The following is a 16107-nucleotide window of genomic DNA, read 5'->3' on the forward strand; positions in this document are numbered from 1 at the left end:
TTGAAATGATTTTCTTCCCGCCGGCTAAGTGGTCTATAGAGATACACCATGAAAAATATCCATCTCTATCCCACCTTCTTGATCTTGGTTGGCGTCGGTTCTCTCGCTGCCGCCTACACTGCGCAGTACGGCTTCGACCTGGAACCCTGCGTGTTGTGCCTTTATCAGCGCGTACCGTTCGCCGTGGCGATCGTACTGGGTTTTGTCGGATTGCTGCGCCCTCGATGGCTGGGCGTTGTGTTCGTACTTGCAGCCGCTGTATTCGCCATCAATGGCGCCATCGCGTTTTATCATGTCGGTGTCGAACAGCATTGGTGGTCGTCGGCCGTTGGCTGCGGCGGTAAACTGCCGACCCAGGTTTCCACCGCCGATCTGCTTGCCAGTCTGGAGCGCAAAGCGCCAAAATCCTGCGATGCGGTGGACTGGACGATGTTGGGCATTTCCATGGCGGGGTGGAATATACTATTCTCAAACGGGCTTGCGCTGGCATCTCTCTACGTGCTGCGCACCCGCAAGTGGGAGACCTGAACGATGAGCAAAACCGTATCCACCACCCCTGTCGGCGGCCGCATGCCCGGCGATCCGACCAAGGATGAGCTGATCGAACGCATAATCCGCGTCGACCAGGCTGGCGAGTACGGCGCGGTGCGCATCTATCAAGGTCAGTTGGCGGTGTTGGGCAAAGGCCCCAAGGGCGACATGATCCGCCACATGAAAGAACAAGAGGACGTCCATCTGGAAACCTTTTCCAAGATGGTGTCGAACCGACGCGTTCGCCCCACGGCGCTGATGCCGCTGTGGCACGTTGCCGGTTTCGCGCTTGGCGCGGGCACCGCGCTGCTCGGTGAAAAGGCCGCCATGGCCTGCACGGTTGCGGTCGAGGAAACCATCGACGAGCATTACCAAGCGCAGATCGCAAAGCTCGGCGACGACGAAAAAGACCTACGCGACACCTGCGCGAAATTCCGCGAGGAAGAGCTGGAACACCGTGACATCGGTTACGAGCATGGCGCCGAAAACGCCCCTGCGTACCCCCTGCTCAGCCGCGCCATCAAATTCGGCACCAAACTGGCGATTAATCTGTCGGAAAAAATTTAAAAAATTTCGGCCTAAGATTCGAAACCAGCAATCCCTGCCTTCTCGCTACAACACCCAACCCGGTCGCACGAAATGGCAGGTGTAGCCATTCGGCACCCGTTCCAGATAATCCTGGTGCTCAGGCTCGGCTTCCCAGAAATCGCCAACCGGTTCGACTTCGGTGACCACCTTACCCGGCCAATGTCCGGAAGCCTCTACATCAGCGATGGTGGCGCGTGCGATTTGTTCTTGCTCATCGTTCACAAAATAGATCGCGGATCGATACGACATCCCCCGATCATTGCCTTGGCGGTTTGGGGTGCTCGGGTCGTGGATCTGGAAAAAGAATTCGAGAAGTTTGCGATACGAAATCTGCTCGGGGTCGAAGATGATTTCGATCCCCTCGGCATGGGTGCCGTGATTGCGGTACGTCGCATGCGCCACATCGCCGCCGGTATATCCAACCCGGGTGGACACGACACCAGGCAACTTGCGGATCAAATCCTGCATGCCCCAAAAGCAGCCCCCGGCCAAAACGGCGCGTTCGGTCATTCGCTGTCCTCCACTCGGTTCACGGTCGATGTATCTGATAGAGGATTTAGGATCGCAAGGGATCCAATACGATCAAAATCTGCGATCAGCTTTTGCGTTTCTTCACCAAGCCCGAGATCACGCCGCGCATGGTGCGGACTTCCTGTTCGGTCATCCGGGCGCGTTGGAACATGTTGCGCAGATTGCGGATCATGCCAGGCTTTTTCGCTTCGACGCCGAGGAACCCGCAGTCAGTGAGTTCGCGTTCCAGATGTTCGAACATGCCGACCAACTCTTCCTTGGTAGCACGACGCGTATCTAAGCGCACTTCGTAGACTTCGTCCGGCTGGTCGGCCGCGACCTGAAACCACTCATAGCCCATCAACAGCACCGCTTGGGCCAAGTTCAGCGACGTGAACCCGGGGTTCAACGGCACCATCAAGATGCTGTCGGCCAGCGCGATGTCGTCGTTGTGCAAGCCCACCGCCTCTTTGCCGAACAACACCCCGCACTGCACCTCTTGGGCACGCAGGTCGCGCATTTCTTTGGCGGCGGCGCGCGGCGTCAGCACATCCTTGGACATATCGCGCGCCCGCGCCGTGGTGGCGAACACGTGGCCCAAATCGGCGATGGCCTCGGCGGTGCTGTCGAACACCCGGGCGTTGTCGAGCACTACGTCTGCGCCGGATGCGGTTTTATACGCCAACGGATTGGGCCAGCCGTCGCGCGGTGCGACGATGCGCAAATCCAAAAGCGCGCAGTTGAGCATCGCGCGCGCCACCATGCCGATGTTTTCGCCCAATTGCGGCTGCACCAAGATCACCGCGGGGCCACCTTCGGCAGCCGAGGACGCAGTTTGTTTGGCGGGACGGCGGTGTTTGGTCGAAGAAGGTGTCGGGGTCATATCTCTTTAAGCGGCCGAAGCGCCGTCGCAAAACAGTTTGTAGATGATGGAATCGCGCAGCGCGTTGTACGACGCGTCGATGACGTTGGCGGACACCCCGACCGTCGCCCAGGTGCGGCCGCTGGTGTCGGTGCTTTCGATCATAACCCGCGTGACGGCGGCTGTTGCATCGCCGGGGGTCAGGATGCGCACCTTGTAATCGACCAGACGCAAATCGCTCAAGGAGGGGTAGAGCGGCAGTAAGACTTTGCGCAACGCCGCGTCCAGGGCGTTGACGGGGCCGTTGCCCTCAGCCACCGCCATGCGCTGATCACTTTCGTGTTTGTCGCTGCTCAACGCCAACTTGACGGTGGCTTCCGACAGGGTCACCAAATCGCCTTTGGCATTCCAGCGCCGCTCGTCGATGACGCGAAAACTCGAACAATGAAAATATTCGGGCACGCTACCCATGGCGCGACGCGCCAACAGCTCGAAGCTGGCTTCCGCCCCGTCGTAGGCGTAGCCCTGCTTTTCCTTTTCCTTGACCTTGTCGAGCAGCGCATTGATGCGCGGGTCCTTATCGTCGACCTCTAGCCCGATTTCGCGAAAACGCGCCAAGATGTTGGACCGCCCGGCTTGGTCGGACACCAGGATCTGGCGGTGATTGCCGACGCTTTCGGGATCGATGTGCTCATAACAGCGCGGGTCTTTCTCCACCGCCGAAACATGCAATCCGCCTTTGTGGGCGAACGCCGACTCGCCGACATAAGGGCGATGGCGGTCCGGCGCGCGGTTGAGACGTTCGTCTAGCGCGTTGGACACGTGGCTGAGATGTTTGAGGCCGCCCGCCCCGACCGCGGTTTCAAAGCCCATTTTGAGCATCAACGTCGGGATCACGCTGACCAGGTTGGCGTTGCCGCAGCGTTCGCCCAAACCGTTGATAGTGCCTTGAACCATGCGCGCCCCCGCGCGTACCGCAGCCAAAGAATTGGCCACCGCATTGCCCGTGTCGTCATGGCAGTGGATGCCGATTTTATCGCCGGGCACAGTTTCGCAAACCTTGGCGACGATGTCTTCGATTTCAAACGGCAGCGTGCCACCGTTGGTGTCGCACAACACCACCCAGCGGGCACCACCGTCTATGGCGGCGTGCAGACATTCCATGGCGAATTCGGGATTGGCTTTGTAGCCGTCGAAAAAATGCTCGGCATCGAACATCACCTCGTCCACCTTGCTCGCCGCATAGGCGATGCTGTCTCGGATCATGGCGATGTTTTCGCTGCGCTCGATCCCCAATGCCACGTCGACGTGATAGTCCCAAGTCTTGCCGACCATGCACACCACCCGCGCATCGGTGCCGAGCAGCGCATTGAGGCCCGGGTCGTTGTCGGCGCTACGCCCGGCGCGGCGCGTCATGCCGAACGCGGCGATGCGCGCCGTTTTCATCTTCGGCAGGTTATCGAAAAAGCTGTCGTCGGTGGGGTTTGCGCCGGGCCAGCCGCCTTCGATGTAATCCACGCCCAGATCGTCAAGATCGCGCGCAATGACGTCCTTGTCCACGGGGCCGAAATCAACGCCCGATGTCTGGGCGCCGTCGCGCAGCGTGGTGTCGTAGATGTAGACGCGGTTGGCGCTCATAAGATTGACGTATCCTCATATGTAAAGAAGAGCGGAGCATGCCCAATTTCGCGCCTGCACACAAGATTTTCCGCGCTGTTTCTGGCGGCGCTGCAAAAGCGACCTTTCCAGTTTAATGACGCTGGGCTTGGAGATATACACGCTTGCGTATATTCTCCAGATAGAATGATTCGACACGGCGCACCGATTAGGGCTTAAACCGATACACATGAGCGGCGACTTCGATTTTGAACATGACGACCAGTACCCGGCACTCCGTGAACGGTGCATGGGAACGAACGTCAATGAGCAGACGCTTCTGGCCACCGATTATTTAAATCATTTCAACGAAGTCGTGATGACTTTGGAAATGCTGGCCGACATGCCCGAACTGCTCGAAGAAGCGCAAATGTGGGCGCCCAAAGATTACAAAGACCACTTTCGCGACAGCACCATCGCCGACAAAGAGCTCGCCATCGAAGCTTATGATCACGCGCCGCCGAAGTTCAAAGAGCCGTTCGAACAAAACATCGAAAAAATCAACAAGCTGATCACCACCTCGGTGGAACGACTGACCAGCGATTTGGAAACCGGCGATATGGATTTGGTGCGCGCCAACGCCAAGGCGTTGAGTCAGGTTATTCAGCGTTTGATGGATATGTGCAGCGCCAACATTCACGGCTCTGGTGCGACCATGGATCAATCGGAAATCGACAGCATCATCGGCGCAGCCCCCAGCGATCAACCCGCCGGTGCCAATCAAGCCGACATCGACGCGCTTTTCGATTAGCCTTTCACCAACGGTTTGCGCACCTGATCGATGGGGAACGGCGTGACGTTGCCTCCGGCTAAGCGCACGAAATCCTCGAACGGGACCGGACGGCTGAACAAGTAGCCTTGTCCGATGTCGCTGCCCAGTCCATGCAAAAAGGTGCTTTGGCGCTCGTTTTCCACACCCTCGGCAATCACTTTCAGCCCTAGATTTTGCGCCATGTTGACGATCGCCTTGGCCATGGTTACGGCGTCGGGATTGTCGGGAAGCCCCGTCACGAAGGACCGGTCGACCTTGAGCGCATCCAAGGGGAAGCGGGTCAGATAGCTGAGCGACGAATACCCTGTGCCGAAATCGTCGATACTCAGCGACACGCCCACCGCCTTCAATTCCTTGAGTACCCTCACGGTTTCTTCGGCGTTTTCGACCAACATGCTTTCGGTCAATTCCAGATCCAGGCAATGACTGGGCAAGGCCGTCAATTCCAAGACCTCCTGCACCCGCTCCGCCAAATTCCCCTGACGGAATTGGCGTACGGACAAGTTCACTGCGACGCTGACGTCAGTGAGTCCCATGTCCGACCATTCCTTGGCTTGGCGGCAGGCGTTTTCCAAAATCCAATCGCCGATCGGCACGATCAGGCCGGTTTCTTCGCAAACAGGCACAAACTCGACCGGCGAGACCGGCCCCAGGTCGGGGTTCGACCACCGTGCCAACGCCTCCGCACCGACGATGCGTCCGGTGCTGAGATCGACTTTGGGCTGATAAGCGATGTGGAATTCATCGTTTTCTAAGGCATGACGCAAACCGTGTTCGACCGCCATACGGCGCAATGCATTGGCGCTGAGGGTCGACGAATAAAATTGAAAATTGTTGCGTCCCTGTTTTTTGGCATGGTGGGATGCTGTGTAAACGTTCTTCAACAGATCATCGACGCTGTCGCAACTGTCTGGATAAATGATCACGCCGATGGAACCGGAGCTATAGAGTTCCTTCCCGTCCACATGGAACGGCTGGCTCAAGGCCCGCAACATTCGGGTGGCGACCACCTCGACCTCTTCTTCTTCGGTGACGTTTTCCAAGATGACGGTGAATTCATCGCCGGAAAGACGCGCCACCGTATCCTTGCCACGCACACACGATTCCAAGCGCTTACCAGCCAATTGCAACACCACGTCGCCGGCCGCATGGCCCATGGCGTCATTGATGTGTTTGAAGTTGTCCAGATCGATGAACAAAATCGCCGATTTTGTCCCATCCGCATCGGCCTTGGCTGTGCTTTCCTTCAATCGTTCGCTGAACAAATAACGATTGGGCAAATGCGTCAACGGATCGCGGGTGGCCAAAAAGGTCAGGCGGTCCTCGGCCTTTTTTCGTTCCGTAATGTCACGCACCACGGCGATGTAATGCAGTCGGCCGCGCAGATTGAAATCGCTCAGGCTGACTTCCAGCGGAAACCCGGAGCCGTCCTTGCGCACGCCCGCAACTTCGCGGCCGCTCTCGGGCCGGGCCAGGTCGACTTCTAGATTTTTTAAGATCGTCGCGGAATCCGACTGTCGCCGGCCACGCGTATCGGGGATGATTTCCGCAATGCTGACCCCGGCAAGGCCGCCGACAGGGAAAGCAAAGATTCGTTCCGCCGCCGGGTTCGCCGTTTCGATGATCCCCATCTCATTGATGGTGATCAGACCATCCACGGTGGTGTCCATGATGGTGCGCAGAAATTCCTCGCGCTCCGTCACTTCGCGTATACGGCGGTTCTTTTCCGTGACGTCCCGCGCCACGAGAATCACTTCCCGCACGTTCCCGTCGGATTCGTCATAGACCGAAGCGGCGATTTCGACATCGACCTCACGCCCATCGTCGGCCATCAGTTTCATCGCCGTGCGGCGCGTTTCCTGCAGCAGGGGGGTGAAGTGATCGTCCAGAAGCGTTTCGAAATCGGGATGGACGAAATCTTTCATGGAGTGCAACTGCGCCTGCTCTTGATCCACCGCCAGCAGCGCGCAACCCGCTGGATTAAGCAAATGTATCGCCCCGTCCACCGAGCAGATGGCGATCAAATCCGGCGCCAAATCGATCAGGCTGGCTTGGTGCTCGTCGCTGCGCGCCAAGGCTTCGTAGCGTCGGTCTTCCAAAAGCTCATTGAGCAGATCGAGAATGCTTTGTCCCGATTTGCGAATGTCTTCGGCGTATTCACGGTATTGGGGATGAGACATGGGCCCGAGCATCTCGGCGCTCATCATATCAGCAAAGCCGATGATGTTGTTGAGCGGGGTGCGCATCTCGTGCGAAAGCGTGCGCAAAACACCGCGCCCTTCACGCATTTGCGGACTGTCTAGCGGACTCCCCGTCCGGTCCAAGCTGAGATCGTCGTTTTGCCCCATGGTCCTGCCAAGTATCCTGCTTCATCTACGTCGGCGTCATACCGTCGGCGTCTTCCTCAATGGGCGCGGGCTAATTGGGCGTAACCTCACCCGTCACAGCCACACAACGATGCATCCAAGCGATTGCCCACCACGCACAAAACCATGTTAGTGGTGGGGTGACCTTTATTCTACATGTAAACAACCGGAAAATGAAAATCATAATCCAATCCGACTACAAACCATCAGCAAAACACCCTTATTGGTTGTTTTTCCGCAAAGCAAAGGCTTATTACCGAGACTGTAAATGGACATGGGGGGTGCTGCCTTCGCCCTCAAGGGAAAACACTCAATACACCTGCAATCATTAGATGTGATCAGACTTATTGCCGCCGCCACGTGGTGCCGTTGGCGCCATCTTCGAGAATGATGCCTTGGGCCATCAACTCGTCGCGGATGCGATCGGACGTAGCGAAGTCCTTGTCGACGCGGGCTTGTTTGCGCTGGGCGATCAAGACATCGATATCCGCGTCGGAAAGACCGTCTGTTGTGTCGCTGGCGCCGCGCAGCCACACCTCGGGGTTTTGTCCCAGCAGGCCGAGCAGGTCTCCCGCCAATAACAGCTCACCTTTCAGGCGCGCTTTTTCATCCTTGTCCGTCGCCGCATTGAGTTTGCTTTTGATTTCGAACAAATGAGCAATGGCCTTAGGCGTGTTGATGTCGTCGCATAGCGCCGCCATCACGTTCGCCGGCACCTGATCGGGCACATCGGCTTTCACGTCGGCATTGCGCAGAGCCAGATAAAACTCGTCGAGCTCCTTTTTCGCTTCGCGAATGCCTTCTTTGCGAAAGTCCAAAGGTTGCCGGTAGTGGGTTTTCAGCAGCGTCAGGCGAATCGCTTCGCCAGGGAATTCGTCGAGCAGATCGTGCACGGTGTAGAAGTTGCCCAACGACTTGGACATCTTTTCACCTTCCGACATCAGATAGCCATTGTGCAGCCAATAATTGACGAATTTCGAACCGCCATGGGCGCAGGTCGACTGGGCGATTTCGTTTTCGTGATGGGGGAAAATCAAATCCTGGCCGCCCCCGTGAATGTCGAAAGTCGGGCCGAGGTGCTTTTCGCTCATCGCCGAGCATTCGATATGCCAGCCCGGGCGGCCGCGGCCCCACGGGCTGTCCCAACCGGGCTGGTCGTCGGCAGACGGTTTCCACAACACGAAATCGGCGGGATCTTTTTTATACGGCGCGACCTCGACCCGCGCCCCGGCCACCATTTCGTCGCGGTTGCGGCCCGACAGGTGGCCGTATTCGCGATAGCTGGGCACATCGAACAACACATGGCCGTCGGCGGCATAGGCATGCCCTGCCGCGATCAGCTTGCCGATCATGGTGATCATGTTGGCGATATGCTCGGTGGCGCGCGGCATCACATCGGGATGCATCGCGCCCAGAGCGCCCATATCATCGAGATAGGCTTGTTCGGTGCGCTTGGTGATATCGGAAATGCTTTCGCCGCTTTCCTTGGCACGGTTGATGATCTTGTCGTCAACGTCGGTGATGTTGCGGGCATAGATCACGTGCTCTTCGCCATAGACGTCGCGCAGCAAACGATACAACACGTCGAACACCACCACCGGGCGTGCGTTACCGATATGGGCATAGTCGTAAACGGTCGGGCCGCACACATACATGCGCACGCGTTTTTGATCGATGGGGACGAATTCATCCTTGGCGCGTTTGAGCGTATTGAACAGCTGAATGGTCACGACGTTGCCCTCTTTACCCTCGTTTGCCCTGCAGACGGTTCGCCGCGCGCATTCGACCGATCAGCGGCAAAAACGCTTTTAGCTCCGGCCCGTGCTCAAGCCCCGTCAGCGCCTTGCGCAACGGCATGAACAGATCCTTGCCCTTGCGCCCGGTCGCGTCTTTGACAGCCTTGGTCCACGCGCCCCAGGTTTCCTCATTCCAATCGCCATCCGGCAGCAAGCCGGCCGCAGCAGCAAGAAAATCGACGTCGCCCGCGTCGATCACCGGGTCGATGTCTGCGTCTGCGATGTTCATCCAAGTCCGCACGTCGGTGATCCGTTCCAGGTTGACGCGCACGACATTCCACAGTTCTTCCGTCGCGCCATCGGGCAAGCGCGCGGCGACGTCGGCGTAATCCGTGGCGTGCAAAACCTGGGCGTTGAGCCGCGCCAATTGCGCCGGATCGAATTTCGGCGTGGCGCGCGAAAAATGAGAGAAGTCGAACGCTTCGACCAGCGCGCTCAAATCCTTTTCCGCTTTGATGTCGTCGGAGGTGCCCAAATGCGCGAGATAACTGGCCAATGCCAACGGCTCGACCCCGTCCGTGCGCAGATCGCGCAGCGCAAGCGAACCTAAGCGCTTGGACAATCCGCCGCCTTCAATGTCGGTCATCAACGGCAAATGCGCGAATGTCGGAACCGCCGCTTCCATGGCCTCGAACATCTGCACCTGCAGCGCGGTGTTGGCGACATGGTCTTCACCGCGAATGACGTGGGTGACCCCCAGGTCGCGATCGTCCACGGCGCTCGGCAACATGTACAGCCATGATCCGTCGTGGCGGCGCACCACCGGGTCGGACAGCTTTTCGGCATCGAAATGGACCGGGCCGCGGACCAGATCCTCAAATTCGATGGCGCCCGGCGTCAGTTTGAAACGCCAGTGGGCTTCGCGGCCCTCATCGATAAAGCTTTGCAGTTTTTCGGCGCTGGGCGGGGTGTAGATCGGTGGCAACCCGCGGCTGCGCAGCCGTTTGCGCATATAATCCAATTCTTCCGGCGTCTCGTAGCACGGATAGACCCGGCCTGCGGCCTGCAACTGCTCGAACGCACGATCATACGCCGCAAGACGTTCCGATTGCTTTTCCTCGACATCCCAGTCCATGCCCAACCAGCGCATGTCTTCGCGAATGCCCTCGGCGTATTCTTCGCGCGAGCGTTCCTTGTCGGTATCGTCGAGGCGCAAAATAAACCGCCCGCCCATGTGCTTGGCGGCAAGCCAGTTGATCAGCGCCAAGCGCGCATTGCCGACGTGAAGGTAGCCCGTGGGGCTGGGTGCGAAGCGAAATGAGGTCATTTTTTAAGCCGTAAAACCATTGGTGAGCGGGTAGCGCCGATCGCGACCGAACGCGCGCGACGTGATCTTAACGCCGGGCGGCGCTTGGCGACGTTTGTACTCCGCCCGGTCCAGCATACGCCAGACCCTTTGCACCGTTTCCAGGTCATAGCCGCGCGCCGCAATGTCGGCAACCGGCATTTCCTTTTCGATCAAGCAATAGAGCATGTCGTCGAGATCTGCATATGGCGGCAGCGTGTCCTGATCGGTCTGATCGGGTTTCAACTCGGCGCTGGGGGCCTTGGTGATGATCCGTTCGGGCACCACCGTCCCTTGCGGACCCAGCAACCCGCCGGTGTAGTGGGCATTGCGCCACGCGCACAATTGATAAACCCGGGTCTTGTAGACGTCCTTGAGCACGTTGTAGCCGCCGCACATGTCGCCATAAAGCGTCGCGTACCCCACCGACATTTCCGATTTGTTGCCGGTTGAAACCACCATGTAGCCGAACTTGTTGGACATCGCCATCAAGATCAGCCCGCGCGAACGGGCCTGAATGTTTTCTTCGGTGGTGTCGGCCGCGTGCTGAACGAACTGTTCGCGCAGCAAACCGTCGAACGCGTCCATGGCCGGTTGAATGGGAATGGTGTCCAACTTCACGCCCAGCAGTTGGGCTGCCTCTGCGGCGTCTTCCAGACTTTCCTTAGAAGTATAGGGCGACGGCATCATCACGCAGTGAACTCGATCCGGTCCCAGCGCATCAACCGCCACGGCGGCGGTGATGGCACTGTCGACGCCGCCCGACAAACCGATCATCACGCCGGGAAAGTAGTTCTTATTGACGTAATCCTTAAGCCCCAACACCAATGCTTTGTAGATGGCTTCGTTGTCGTCGAGGATATCGACCATCATCCCAGGCTGGGGCGCCAGGGTATCGTTGTCCCAACCGAACGACACCGGCTCGATCCGGCTTTCAAACACCGGCAATTGGACTTTGATTTCGCCGCTTTCGTTCATCACGAACGATCCGCCGTCGAACACCAATTCGTCCTGACCGCCGACTTGGTTGACATAGACCACCGGCAAGCCGGTTTCACGCGCGCGTTCGCGGGCCAAATCGATGCGGATGTGCGATTTCCCCAACTCGAAGGGTGAACCGTTCAGCACCAACAGAGCTTCAGCACCGTCCTTCATCAAGGTTTGCGCGACGTCCGGCACCCACATGTCTTCGCACGTCATCACGCCCAGTTTGATGCCGCGAAAGGTCACCGCACCCGGCTGATCGCCGGGGGTGAACAGGCGTTTTTCGTCAAAAACACCGTAATTGGGTAGCGCGCATTTGGGCACCACCGCCTTGATCTTTCCGCCGTCGAGCAGCAAGGCCGCATTGTACAAATGCGCATCGTCGATCCACGGCGCGCTGATCAAAAGCCCCGGCCCGCCATCGAGGGTCAACTGCGCCAAATCCAAAACCGCATCTTTCACCGCAGTCTGAAAGCTCTTTTTCAGCACCAAATCTTCGGGCGGATAGCCCGATACCACCAATTCGCCGGTCATCACCAGATCGCAGCCCAGTTCTTGCGCTTTCGCACGGGCATCACGTATCAGCTCGACATTGGCGGCAATGTCGCCCACGGTGGGATTGATCTGGGCAATGGCGATGGTTGGCTGGTCTGTCATGGGGGCTTTTTAGGGTCCTGTTTGGCTGATGTAGGCCGTTGATTGCGGGCAAGGCGGGAGGGTAGGCTCCGCCCCCAACCCTGTCAACGCGGCAACATGTCTGTCTTAACAGAGAATTTCAAGGCTTCACACCGCGCAATAGTCGTATCCACAATTGTTCATACCAATTAAGATTGGAATTTAGGGTTTAGAATCGGTATTTTTGGGGGCATTCTCCAACTTTGATCGCAGAAGTGACCAAGAAGGGACGACACACGGAATGACACCCATGCCACCCGAAGAACTCGGCCAAAAGCTTCGCAGAGACCGCTCGCGTGCGCTGGCTCAGGCTGTGGTGACGGCGTTTACCGAACGGCTCAAGGAAGAGGCCGCGAAACAAGGCGGTTTCCTGTCGCAGCGCCACATCGATGAGCTGAACGTTGAGTTCCAAACCAAATCCGAGCAACTGACCGCCGTGTTCGAGCAAGCGCTGCTCGACGCCACGCGCGAACAGGAAGAATTGAAGTGGCACGCCATCAAGCGACCGGCCTTCGACCGTCTGATGGTCAAGCGGTTCGAACATTTGCTGTTGCACCGCGGCGCGAACGGCATTGTCCACGGAACCATATCCCGGCGCATGCTGCCGGGCTTTTTTCTCGCCCTACATATGATGATGGGCCCGCAGGAACGCGAACGCTATCACTGGCGCTGCGACGCGGCGGTCGAGCGCATCATGAAAGGCCGCGTTCCGGTCGATTGGAACCTGATCGACAAAGATGAGGCTGTGCACGACATCGTGCTTGACGCCCAATATTCGATCGCCATGCATTTCGAAGACATCGCCCGGCGGACCGATTGGTTCATCAACATCACCAATTCCCACTTGGCGCCGCCCGCCCACAAAGACGCCGGCGACGCCAATTGGGAGCTCACGCCGCCCGCTTTGCAGGGGTTGCTGCAAAGCTTACTGGCCGATCTTGGCGAAGCCGTCAGCGATGACGCGGCTTGGCACCGCCTCGCCCAGCGTCATCCGGATGCGGACCGCAACAAGCTCGCCCTGATTCTCGATCACTTGCGCTAAGCCACCAACAAAAAACGCGCCCCGTACATGGGCGCGTTTTGATGTTTGACGGTCACGACGCCGAAGTCGGAGACTTCAGCCCTGATCGGCCTGGCGCTCCGTTTTCAACTGTTCGGCCAACAAGAACGCCAGTTCCAAAGCCTGGGTGGCGTTCAAGCGCGGATCGCAGTGCGTGTGGTAGCGTTCCGACAGGTCGGATTCACCGATTTCCTGACCGCCGCCAACGCATTCCGTCACGTCTTGTCCGGTCATTTCGAAATGCACGCCGCCAGCGTGGCTGCCTTCGGCTTTGTGAACCTCGAAAAAGGCGCGTACTTCCTGCAAAATCGCATCAACATGGCGGGTTTTGTAGCCGACCGAGCTTTTCACCGTATTGGCGTGCATCGGATCGCACGACCACACCACGTGACGACCTTCGCGTTTGACGGCGCGGATCAAGCCCGGCAGAACGGTGCCGATGTGGTCCGATCCCATGCGCGTGATCAAGGTCAAGCGACCCGGTTCGTTTTTCGGATTCAAGGCGTCGATCAAGCGAATCAACTCATCCGGCTCGATGGTCGGGCCGACCTTGCAGCCGACCGGGTTGTGAATGCCCTTGAGGAACTCGACATGCGCGCCGTCCAATTGACGGGTGCGCTCGCCGATCCACAGCATGTGCGCCGAGGTATCGTACCAGTCGCCCGACAGGGAATCGACGCGCGTCATGGCTTGTTCGTAGTTCAGCAGCAACGCTTCGTGCGAAGTGAAGAACGACGTTTCGCGGATTTGCTTGGTGGTTTCCGCCGTCATCCCGCATGCCGCCATGAATTCCAGCGCTTCTTGAATGCGCACCGACATGTCGCGATAGCGCTCACCCAACGGGCTGTTTTCAACGAAGCTCAAGTTCCAGCGTTGCACCTTGTGCAAATCGGCAAAGCCGCCCGAGGCGAACGCGCGCAGCAAATTCAGCGTCGCCGCCGACTGGTTGAACGCTTGAACCAAGCGTTCGGGATCGGGGATTCGCGCTTCCGACGTGAAGTCCATACCGTTGACCATGTCGCCACGGTACGCCGGCAATTCGACGCCGCCGATGGTTTCGGTGTCGGCCGAACGCGGCTTGGCGAACTGACCGGCCATGCGGCCGACCTTGACTACGGGACAAGCCGCGCCGAAGGTGAGCACGATCGCCATCTGCAACAGAACGCGGAAGGTATCACGAATGTTGTCGGGGTGAAATTCGGCGAAGCTTTCCGCGCAGTCGCCGCCTTGCAGCAAAAAGGCCTTGCCGGCGGAGACGTCCGCCAGCTTGGCTTTCAAACTGCGTGCTTCGCCTGCAAACACCAGCGGCGGGAAGTTGCGAATGCGCTCTTCGACCTTTGCCAAAGCCTCCTGATCGGGGTAATTCGGCATTTGGATGGCTTTTTTGCTTCTCCAGCTCGCGGGCGTCCATTGTTCGGACATGGGCGATGATCCTCTTTATCGTTCAGCCTACTACTCGTGCCTTGTTTAAACCGGGGAGGTCCTAAGGCTTGAACGCAGGGTGATACGCTGAATCGCGCTCATTTTCCAGGGCAAACGTACAAAAAACGAATTTTTGCGCCAAACGAGCGGCCCATAGTGTCCGTGTCGGCAAGAGGTCCCGTACAGGTCGCCTGTCAGCTCTTTTGCTTGGTGAATTTCAAGACAATGCTGGCTTCCGCCGTCGTCGAGGCGATGCCGATCGTGCCCTCGGCCGAAATCCCGAGATTGAATTCAAGCTCGCTGAGCTCCAATTTGCCGAAAGAGCCCGAGGTCATGTCCTTAGCCAATTTCGCCACCCGTTCGCGGGTTTCCTGCCAGCTTGCTAAGACATCATCGAATTTCGCTTTCGACGACTTTGATCCGCTGGAAAAACCAAAGGCATGCAAATTCGCACCCTGCGCGCCGGGTATGGTCGCAACCTCCGCCTGGGTCTCCATACCGGGCAGGTGCATATCCCTGGATATAATCGTGATCAATTGGTCTTCGACCTTACCCGCCTTTTTCTTAGCCATGATATCCATTCCTTCGTTATCTGAATAAATCGAGATCAAGCAGTGCTTGCGCCTGAGGCAGATATTGACACTCCCCCAACTGGCCGCCATTTGTCGCAAAGCTCGAAGTGTAGATGCCGACACCTCGCCCATCGGACGTATCGCGAACAAGCCCCCCGCTGTCGCCGGGCTGTCCATGGTCGTCAAGATAGACCCGCCAACTGTTATATGGGTTCAGGTTGTCGGCAAAATACATGGCGTTGGCGACGCGCGTTTGTACACGCCCGGAAACATCGCCCCGCAACTCAACCACGTCCCCGGTGACAGGATTGGGGTTCACCACGAGAGGCCTGGCGGACGAGGGCATGGCGTCTGGTACCGAAATGAACGCCGCGTCGACGCTGCCGGCGCAAAAGTCCTCAAGTGTCCCGTATCCGGCCTGCTTCAACGGAATGCTCGCACCGCGCGTTTGTCCGATGATGGCGTGTTTGGCCGTCAAGATGCCGACACGGCTTGTGGACCGCGACACCGCCCAGCTCGCACTGGAAGCGTTGAGAGGCGAGGGCAGAACGTGCAACTCACGGCGGACGGAAATCGGGTAGAGCTTGAGCGGAAAATCAGAAATTCCTGACAGATCGATGGGTGGCAAGTCATCGTCCACCCCCAACCTGTCGTAATAGAAGGCAATAGCGAAGTCCCACCCCAGTTCGCGAACCTCCGGACGCAGGTCCCACCGCTCTCGCCCCTCCGGCCCGACCGGCACGAACCCGATGCCAAGCCCCAGATAGCCTTGTGTCAACGGCAAGGGAATGGGAAACCGGAAGCTCACCTCTTGAAGCAACTTGCGCAAATCGTTACGCACCCGCATGAACCACAAAAAGCTCCGTTCAAGCACGGGTTCTTCGCGACTTAAGAGCTCTTCACGGCTCAAGGCCTCCGATGGCGACAGCTCGGTTTCCGGCATGCCTGGGGGCAATAAATGTTCGATTTGATCATAGGGTAACGCCATGCGCTAAATGGTAGCACACCACAACATAAAATCTCTTATA

At 58.1% G+C, this 16107-nt stretch carries 14 protein-coding genes; 4 read left to right on the top strand and 10 right to left on the bottom strand.

What is annotated here, in order from left to right; translation table 11 throughout:
• The first annotated feature begins 48 nt into the window (after positions 1–48).
• Both VIN96_RS08590 and VIN96_RS08595 read left to right on the top strand, forming a co-directional pair.
• Positions 49–528 (top strand): disulfide bond formation protein B, encoded by a 480-nt coding sequence (locus VIN96_RS08590; RefSeq protein ID WP_331895453.1) that lies wholly within the window; start codon positions 49–51, stop codon positions 526–528.
• Between the two features lie 3 nt (positions 529–531).
• Positions 532–1098, top strand: coding sequence for a demethoxyubiquinone hydroxylase family protein (locus tag VIN96_RS08595; protein ID WP_331895455.1), 567 nt, complete (start codon positions 532–534; stop codon positions 1096–1098).
• Positions 1099–1143: 45 nt separating this feature from the next.
• On the opposite strand, the gene msrA is transcribed toward VIN96_RS08595, so the two are convergent.
• The 3 genes from msrA to cimA form a co-directional block, all read right to left on the bottom strand.
• Positions 1144–1629: a peptide-methionine (S)-S-oxide reductase MsrA gene (msrA, locus tag VIN96_RS08600; protein WP_331895456.1), complete on the bottom strand. Its 486-nt coding sequence runs from the start codon at positions 1627–1629 to the stop codon at positions 1144–1146.
• 85 nt (positions 1630–1714) lie between these two features.
• Positions 1715–2512 (bottom strand): RNA methyltransferase, encoded by a 798-nt coding sequence (locus VIN96_RS08605; RefSeq protein ID WP_331895457.1) that lies wholly within the window; start codon positions 2510–2512, stop codon positions 1715–1717.
• Between the two features lie 6 nt (positions 2513–2518).
• The gene (gene cimA, locus VIN96_RS08610) at positions 2519–4129 is read right to left on the bottom strand and encodes a citramalate synthase (RefSeq protein WP_331895459.1); all 1611 of its coding nucleotides are present in this window, start codon (positions 4127–4129) and stop codon (positions 2519–2521) included.
• Positions 4130–4337: 208 nt separating this feature from the next.
• Here cimA and VIN96_RS08615 point away from each other — a divergent pair, with 208 nt between their 5' ends.
• Positions 4338–4898, top strand: a complete 561-nt coding sequence (locus VIN96_RS08615; RefSeq protein ID WP_331895460.1) for a hypothetical protein — start codon at positions 4338–4340, stop codon at positions 4896–4898.
• Here VIN96_RS08615 and VIN96_RS08620 read toward each other — a convergent pair.
• The 4 genes from VIN96_RS08620 to VIN96_RS08635 form a co-directional block, all read right to left on the bottom strand.
• Positions 4895–7267 carry an EAL domain-containing protein gene (locus tag VIN96_RS08620; protein WP_331895461.1) on the bottom strand — a complete coding sequence of 791 codons (2373 nt, stop codon included), beginning with the start codon at positions 7265–7267 and terminating at the stop codon, positions 4895–4897. The genes VIN96_RS08615 and VIN96_RS08620 overlap by 4 nt on opposite strands.
• A 362-nt stretch (positions 7268–7629) precedes the next feature.
• Complete coding sequence (cysS, locus tag VIN96_RS08625; protein WP_331895463.1) at positions 7630–9015, bottom strand: cysteine--tRNA ligase; 1386 nt, start codon at positions 9013–9015, stop codon at positions 7630–7632.
• Between the two features lie 13 nt (positions 9016–9028).
• A complete protein-coding gene (gene gltX / locus VIN96_RS08630) occupies positions 9029–10348 on the bottom strand; it encodes a glutamate--tRNA ligase (RefSeq protein WP_331895465.1) in 1320 nt (439 codons plus the stop codon).
• A gap of 3 nt (positions 10349–10351) precedes the next feature.
• Positions 10352–12007, bottom strand: coding sequence for an NAD+ synthase (locus tag VIN96_RS08635; RefSeq protein WP_331895466.1), 1656 nt, complete (start codon positions 12005–12007; stop codon positions 10352–10354).
• Positions 12008–12266: 259 nt separating this feature from the next.
• Between VIN96_RS08635 and VIN96_RS08640 the strand changes: the two genes are divergently transcribed.
• Positions 12267–13067: a hypothetical protein gene (locus VIN96_RS08640; protein WP_331895468.1), complete on the top strand. Its 801-nt coding sequence runs from the start codon at positions 12267–12269 to the stop codon at positions 13065–13067.
• A gap of 75 nt (positions 13068–13142) precedes the next feature.
• On the opposite strand, the gene VIN96_RS08645 is transcribed toward VIN96_RS08640, so the two are convergent.
• The 3 genes from VIN96_RS08645 to VIN96_RS08655 form a co-directional block, all read right to left on the bottom strand.
• The gene (locus VIN96_RS08645; protein ID WP_331895469.1) at positions 13143–14507 is read right to left on the bottom strand and encodes a class II 3-deoxy-7-phosphoheptulonate synthase; all 1365 of its coding nucleotides are present in this window, start codon (positions 14505–14507) and stop codon (positions 13143–13145) included.
• 194 nt (positions 14508–14701) lie between these two features.
• The gene (locus VIN96_RS08650; protein ID WP_331895471.1) at positions 14702–15079 is read right to left on the bottom strand and encodes a hypothetical protein; all 378 of its coding nucleotides are present in this window, start codon (positions 15077–15079) and stop codon (positions 14702–14704) included.
• A 16-nt stretch (positions 15080–15095) separates the two neighbouring features.
• Complete coding sequence (locus VIN96_RS08655) at positions 15096–16067, bottom strand: hypothetical protein (RefSeq protein WP_331895473.1); 972 nt, start codon at positions 16065–16067, stop codon at positions 15096–15098.
• Positions 16068–16107: the final 40 nt, after the last annotated feature.

This window comes from Magnetovibrio sp., from assembly GCF_036568125.1.
In the GTDB taxonomy this organism is placed as follows: Bacteria; Pseudomonadota; Alphaproteobacteria; order Rhodospirillales; family Magnetovibrionaceae; genus Magnetovibrio.

Coding starts and splice junctions, on each gene's coding strand:
- VIN96_RS08590 (WP_331895453.1), top strand. CDS start 49: ATGAAAAATATCCATCTCTATCCCACCTTCTTGATCTTGGTTGGCGTC.
- VIN96_RS08595 (WP_331895455.1), top strand. CDS start 532: ATGAGCAAAACCGTATCCACCACCCCTGTCGGCGGCCGCATGCCCGGC.
- msrA (WP_331895456.1), bottom strand. CDS start 1,629: ATGACCGAACGCGCCGTTTTGGCCGGGGGCTGCTTTTGGGGCATGCAG.
- VIN96_RS08605 (WP_331895457.1), bottom strand. CDS start 2,512: ATGACCCCGACACCTTCTTCGACCAAACACCGCCGTCCCGCCAAACAA.
- cimA (WP_331895459.1), bottom strand. CDS start 4,129: ATGAGCGCCAACCGCGTCTACATCTACGACACCACGCTGCGCGACGGC.
- VIN96_RS08615 (WP_331895460.1), top strand. CDS start 4,338: ATGAGCGGCGACTTCGATTTTGAACATGACGACCAGTACCCGGCACTC.
- VIN96_RS08620 (WP_331895461.1), bottom strand. CDS start 7,267: ATGGGGCAAAACGACGATCTCAGCTTGGACCGGACGGGGAGTCCGCTA.
- gltX (WP_331895465.1), bottom strand. CDS start 10,348: ATGACCTCATTTCGCTTCGCACCCAGCCCCACGGGCTACCTTCACGTC.
- VIN96_RS08635 (WP_331895466.1), bottom strand. CDS start 12,007: ATGACAGACCAGCCAACCATCGCCATTGCCCAGATCAATCCCACCGTG.
- VIN96_RS08640 (WP_331895468.1), top strand. CDS start 12,267: ATGACACCCATGCCACCCGAAGAACTCGGCCAAAAGCTTCGCAGAGAC.
- VIN96_RS08645 (WP_331895469.1), bottom strand. CDS start 14,507: ATGTCCGAACAATGGACGCCCGCGAGCTGGAGAAGCAAAAAAGCCATC.
- VIN96_RS08650 (WP_331895471.1), bottom strand. CDS start 15,079: ATGGCTAAGAAAAAGGCGGGTAAGGTCGAAGACCAATTGATCACGATT.
- VIN96_RS08655 (WP_331895473.1), bottom strand. CDS start 16,067: ATGGCGTTACCCTATGATCAAATCGAACATTTATTGCCCCCAGGCATG.